Source organism: Komagataeibacter europaeus LMG 18890, assembly GCF_000285295.1.
GTDB classification, from domain to species: Bacteria; Pseudomonadota; Alphaproteobacteria; order Acetobacterales; family Acetobacteraceae; genus Komagataeibacter; species Komagataeibacter europaeus.
Map to the genome: position 1 here is coordinate 1 of NZ_CADP01000095.1, position 5,771 is coordinate 5,771.

A 5,771-nucleotide genomic window follows, 5' to 3' on the forward strand; every position below is an offset into this window, starting at 1 on the left:
CTGCGGCTTGTCGGATCAATCAAGGCCGGGCATGTCGCGCCCTCCAGGATGTTGCGCAAGCTTGCTGCCTATGAGCGCCAGAATCGGCTCGACGTCGCACTCCAGGAAATCGGCAAGATCGAGCGCACTCTGTTCATGCTCGACTGGCTCGAAACCCCTGATCTGCGGCAGAGATGTCAGGCAGGGCTCAACAACAGCGAGCAGCGGCATGTGCTGACCCAGGCAATCCATACCTTCCGCCAGGGACGGATCATCGACCGCAGCCATGAAGCCCAGCAATACCGGGCGTCGGGCCTCAATCTCGTCATCGCGGCGATCGTCTACTGGAATACAGTCTATCTGCAAACCGCCGTCACACATCTGCGCTCAACATCGGCGGTCGTCCCGGAGGACCTGCTGGCGCATACTTCCCCGGTGGGATGGGAGCACATCGCCTTTTCCGGAGACTTCCTCTGGGACAAAGCCGCAGCTTCTGCGGGCCGCAAGACGCTCAATCTGTCGAAACAGGCTCGTGCCGCCTGATCGTTCCTTTATTGTTCATGCCAAACGTTGTTTAGCGTACCATCCACACGATGGCCTCAACCGGGGCGCGTTCGTGCAGACGAGCATCCTGACCGATATCACGCCCGACAACCCGGTTTTTCATCAGGAACTGTTTGGCCCGGTCGCCATGTTCTTCCGTGTCCGTGACGAGGCGGAGGCCATCGCCCTGGCCAATGACAACCCGTACGGGCTGGGTGGTTCGGTTTTCACGTCCGATACGGCGCGCGGCATCCGGGTGGCCGAACAGATCGAGACGGGCATGGTCTATGTCAACCATCCCACATGGACGACATCCGACCTGCCCTTTGGCGGGGTCAAGCGGTCGGGGTTCGGGCGCGAACTGTCATCCATGGGCATACAGGAATTCGTCAACAAGAAGCTGATTGACGTCGTGCCGATCGATGCCGGTCCGTAAACCTGTCGAAAGAAGTTTCTGGTGAAGCTTTTTTCAAAAACACATTACGACGGATTGGCCGGGGCTGCCGGTCCCCGCGCGGCATCGCTGGCTGGCACCGTGGGGGACGGCGGGGCAAGCTGTGACGTTCGGGTATCACGCCCGGTGGCGGTGGCAGTCGGGGCAGGCAGCCACCCCCCTTCAAATCCCGCGCGTTCCAGACCCGCGCGGATATAGGGGTTGCGCTTCATCACGTTCCACACCAGCCCGCTGCGCCAGTTTTCGATCATGAGCAGGATCGGCCCCTGATCGATGCCCAGATATTCCCGATCGGTCCAGAAGGCCTGCCCGTTGCGGAAACTGGGGTTGAACGCATCCACGAAGCCATACCGGCCGTAGATGTTCTGCCCGTACCGGTTTTTCATGTTCCGCAGCGTCGGCAGCACGATTTCAGGCGCGAACGCAATGGACCCGGCGGCGGCGGTGGGGGCCACGGTGCCATCATCCTGCGTGTAGTCGCGGCCCGCGCCACGGGCGGAATAGGACAGGAAATGCCGTGACTGCCCATTGATCTGCCGGGTCATGTCACCGGGACCGTCACAGGCGGTCAGGCCCCACATCGTTGCACTGTAATCCTGCCACTTGCCGGGGTTGGCAATGGCATAGGCCCGCTGCGCATAGACGGCACGACGGCTGTTTTCAAAATAATCGATCTGTTTTTCACGCGCCCATGCGTCCTGCACGCCACGGAAATCGATCCATGCATGGGTATACTGATGACCGAACAGGGGCGCGAAGTTCAGGAAGGTCTGGCCATAATAATCCCCCCAGCGCTGGTTGTTGGTGGCCAGCCATGCCTGCCACGACGCGGGCGCCAGCGCATGGGTGGGGGAACCAAGGCCAAGGATGTAGGCCATCATCCCCTCGTTATAGCCTTCCCAGTAGCTGGGGATGAAGGCGTGTTCGGGACTCCATCCCATGCTCAGCCGGTTGTCGGGACGGGTCATCCACTGCCAGTTGACGCGTTTGTACAGCTGGTCCGCCAGGTTACGGATCTCGGCTTCGCGCGGTGTCTGGCGGTCATAATAGGACTGGGCGAACAGCACGCCCTGCATCAGGAGTGCGGTGTCGATGCTGGACAGTTCGATATCGTGGTTGAACCGCAGGCCCGTCCCCTTGCCGAGGAAATGGTAGTAAAACCCCTGATACCCCATCGCCCCGTCGGCGGTGTCGTTCTGCGGTCCGTCCATAAGGTAATGCAGGGTGGCCAGCGTCCGGTTCGCGGCCTGCGCGCGGGTGACATAGCCCCGGCTGGCCCCGATGCCGTAGGCCGTCAGCCCGAAGCCGATGGAGGCCACGCTGCTCAACGTCTGGGGGGATGGATAACGGTCGGGAACCAGCCCCGTTCTTGCATCCCCCGCATCCCAGAACCAGCGGAAGGTCCGGCGTTCCAGATCATCCACAAGGGCATTATCCGCCGCACTGGTTGACACATGGGGAACGGACGGGCTTGCGGCCACGTTGCCTGCAACACCATCCACGGCATATGCGCACAGCCCGGGAACGGACACGGCAAGGATCAGCGCTGACAGGAAGGCACGCGCGTGCCCACCCCCTGGTCGAGATCGCAAAGTTCAGTCTCCCGCCCGTGGTCGTTCAACCCTTATGAATTCAGATCGGGACGGTGGCAATATCCACGCAGGCGCAAGGGGGCGGAAGTTTCATTGCGAAATGTAACCAACGCAACCGGACGGAACGTGCTTAACGCCCTGCCGTCCGGACTGCGGCAGCCGACGGGGCAGGGGATTCCCAGCCAAGGCCAAGCGCCTTCTGCACGGCAATATAGTCATTGGTCATGCTGGCCTGCGCCTGTGCCTGTTCCTGTTCGATCTGGACGCGCTGGCGTTCCACATCCAGTGCGTCAATGACAGACAGGGTGCCCGCGCGCTGGCGCTGCCGGGCCAGTATCCATGATCGGTCCGACGCCCCGCGCGCGTCCTGCAGTTTCAGCACATACTCGCGCTGGTGGCCAAAGCGGGACAGCGCGCCTTCCGCATCTTGCAGCGCGGACAGGACAACCCCCTGGTAATGCGCAAGGGCCGCGTCGCGCCCGCCCCTGGCTTCGCCCACGCGCGAATTGGTGCGGGCGAAGTTCAGGATGCTCCATTCCAGCGTCGGCCCGCCCATGTAGGAAAAGCTGTCGCCTGAAAAGAAACGCTGCCCGTTGGCGGCGGTGAAGCCAACCGTGCCGAACAGGCTGATCTTGGGAAAATACTGTCCGATGGCCTGACCGATCTGGGCATTGTTGGCGGCAATGTCACGTTCGGCCACGCGTATGTCGGGCCGCCTGCGCAACAGGTCGGCGGGGTTGCCCACGGGCACAACCGCCGGTGGCAGGGGAATGGGCACGGGTGCGGACAGTTGTGCATCAAGCTGTCCCGCCTCACGTCCGGTCAGGGTGGCCAGCGCGTCCATATAGCTGGCCTGCTGCGCCTGCATCGGGGCAATGGCGGCCTGGACCTGTGACAGCTGGCCCAGGAAGCGTTCCACATCTTCCTGCGATGCCGTGCCCTGCATCCGGCGCTGGCGGGTCAGGTCCAGCATGTTCCGTTCAATTTCAATGGTCCGCTGCATGAGCGCAAGCCGGTGCTGCACGCCGCGCAGGCTGACGTAATTGCGCCCCACGTCAGCCGCCAGCCGGACCCGGGTATCGGCCAGCTGCGCCATCTGGGCCTCGCTTTGCGCGCGCGCGCCCTCATACCCGCGCCGGTTGCCGCCAAAGGGGTCGATTTCCCAGCTGGCGTCAAAGCCCGCGCCATAGGAATCCGACTTGATGGCGGGCGGCAGCGCCATGGCATCCGGCTGCCCGCTGCCGCCAAGGACGGATGTGATATCGCCCGTCGGCAGGCGCGTGCGGTCCCAGAACGCGGCCATGCCGCCACCGGGGAAGAACCCGGCAAAACGTTCGCGCTGGGTCGCGCGCGCGGTATGCAGCCGGGCCGCCGCCTGCTTCATGTCGGGGCTGTTGCGCAGCGCGGTGGTGACCAGATCCGTCAGTACCGGGTCATCCAACCCTTCCCACCAGTGCGACAGCGGGGCCTGCGTGGTGGTCAGCGCGGGATCGGCGCGGTGGAAGGCGGCCGCGTGTTCGGCCACGGGGGCGACATGGGGCGGTCCCTTGTAATCGGGGCCTACGGAACACGCCGCAAGCACCATGGCCAGGGCCGCGCCGGCCGCAGGGCGGCGGGCGTGACGAAGGGGAAGGAAAGGGGTCATGTCTGTCATCCCACCGTCATGCCGGTATCTTTGGGCATTGGCTTGATAAGGAATACAAGCGGCATCATTACCAGAAGGGCGATGCCGAATATCCAGAACAGGTCGCCATAGGTCATCACGGTCGCCTGCCGGGTAATCAGCGCGCTGAGACGCGCCAGCCCGTAATGCTGCACGAATTCCTGCCCCAGGGGGGAATTGGCGGTGACCGTTTCCTCGATGCGGGCGGTATGCAGGTCCATCCTGCGGTCATGCAGTGTCGCCACCGCCGCCAGCCCGAACGAACCGCCAAGGTTACGCGCGGCGTTGAACAGCCCGGACGCATCTTCCGCATACTGTATGGGCACGGCGCTGGTCGCCGCCTGATTGAGGAACAGCAGCGAGAAGAACTGCGCAAACCCGCGCACCACCTGCGACCAGAAGAAATGCGGCCCCGCGCTGTCCGGTGACAGATGCGCGTTCATGAAACAGCTGACCACATACAGGAACATGCCGAACGCGATGGCCAGGCGAATATCCAGCTTGCGCACCAGAATGGGAAACACCGCCAGCATAAGCAGGGTGGGAATGCCGCTTATGGCGGCCACCACACCGGACTGTTCGGAATTGTAGTCGGGAACGGCGGCGAGGAACTGCGGGATCAGGTACAGGATGCCATACAGCGCGCCCCCCACCCCGAGGCTGAGGACAAACACCCCGAAAAAACTTTTCTGCAGCAGGATTTTCAGGTGAATGACCGGCTGGCGTGAACGGAACTGCCCGATCACCAGCAGGATCATGCCGATGGCGGACATGATGCTGAGTTCACGGATCATGTCGGATTCAAACCAGCGCTCGCGCTGCCCTTCTTCCAGCACCACCGTAAGCCCACCCAGACCCAGTACCAGCCCCGCCAGTCCGTAATAATCGGTATTGCGGAATTCGCCCCAGTCAATTTTACCCGCAGGCAGGCCGACAAACAGCAGGATGCCCAGCCCGATACTGATGGGCAGGTTGAGGAAGAAGGCATAATGCCAGCTGAGGTTTTCCGTCAGCCACCCGCCAATGACCGGCCCGATCACCGGGCCAAGCACGGCGGTCATGCCAAACAGGGCAATGCCCACCGGCCGCTGGGCCGGCGGCAGGCGTGTCGCCACGATGGTCATGGCGGTGGGGATCATGGCCCCGCCGGTAAAGCCCTGTCCCACGCGGCCGATGATCATGTGCATGAGGTTGGGCGACAGCCCGCACCACATGGAAAAGATGGTGAACAGCACGGCGGCGATCAGCAGGAAGTTGCGTAGCTTGAATATGCGCTCGAACCATCCGGCCAGCGGGATCATGACGATTTCAGCCACGAGGTAGGCCGTGGTGACCCATGTGCCCTCGCTGCTCGACGCCCCGATTTCCCCCTGGATGGTGGGCAGGGCCGAATTGACGATGGACGTATCCAGCGTCGCCATCAGCGCGCCAATGGTGCCCGCCGCCACCGCCAGCCATGCCGCTGCATCCGCTTTCTGCGGAATGGCGGCGGGGCTGTTATCGTCTGGTGGCTGCGTGCTCACGACCCGTTACCGGCGGG

Annotated in this window: 4 protein-coding genes and 1 pseudogene; 2 read left to right on the top strand and 3 right to left on the bottom strand. The window is 63.1% G+C overall.

Annotated features, from left to right (window positions below; all coding sequences use genetic code 11):
• Together GEU01_RS17075 and GEU01_RS17080 are read left to right on the top strand one after the other, a co-directional pair.
• A partial coding sequence (locus GEU01_RS17075) for a Tn3 family transposase (protein WP_019087044.1) occupies positions 1–522 on the top strand: 522 nt, incomplete at its 5' end.
• Between the two features lie 55 nt (positions 523–577).
• A pseudogene (locus GEU01_RS17080) lies at positions 578–958 on the top strand (aldehyde dehydrogenase family protein); the annotation flags it as partial.
• A gap of 44 nt (positions 959–1,002) precedes the next feature.
• Here GEU01_RS17080 and GEU01_RS17085 read toward each other — a convergent pair.
• The 3 genes from GEU01_RS17085 to GEU01_RS17095 all read right to left on the bottom strand — a co-directional run bounded on the left by GEU01_RS17085 (position 1,003) and on the right by GEU01_RS17095 (position 5,754).
• Entirely contained in the window at positions 1,003–2,457 is a 1,455-nt protein-coding gene (locus GEU01_RS17085; RefSeq protein WP_373321406.1) for a glucoamylase family protein, read from the bottom strand.
• Positions 2,458–2,698: 241 nt separating this feature from the next.
• Positions 2,699–4,213 (bottom strand): efflux transporter outer membrane subunit, encoded by a 1,515-nt coding sequence (locus GEU01_RS17090; protein WP_232272598.1) that lies wholly within the window; start codon positions 4,211–4,213, stop codon positions 2,699–2,701.
• Between the two features lie 5 nt (positions 4,214–4,218).
• Entirely contained in the window at positions 4,219–5,754 is a 1,536-nt protein-coding gene (locus GEU01_RS17095) for an MDR family MFS transporter (protein ID WP_019087048.1), read from the bottom strand.
• Positions 5,755–5,771 lie beyond the last annotated feature (17 nt).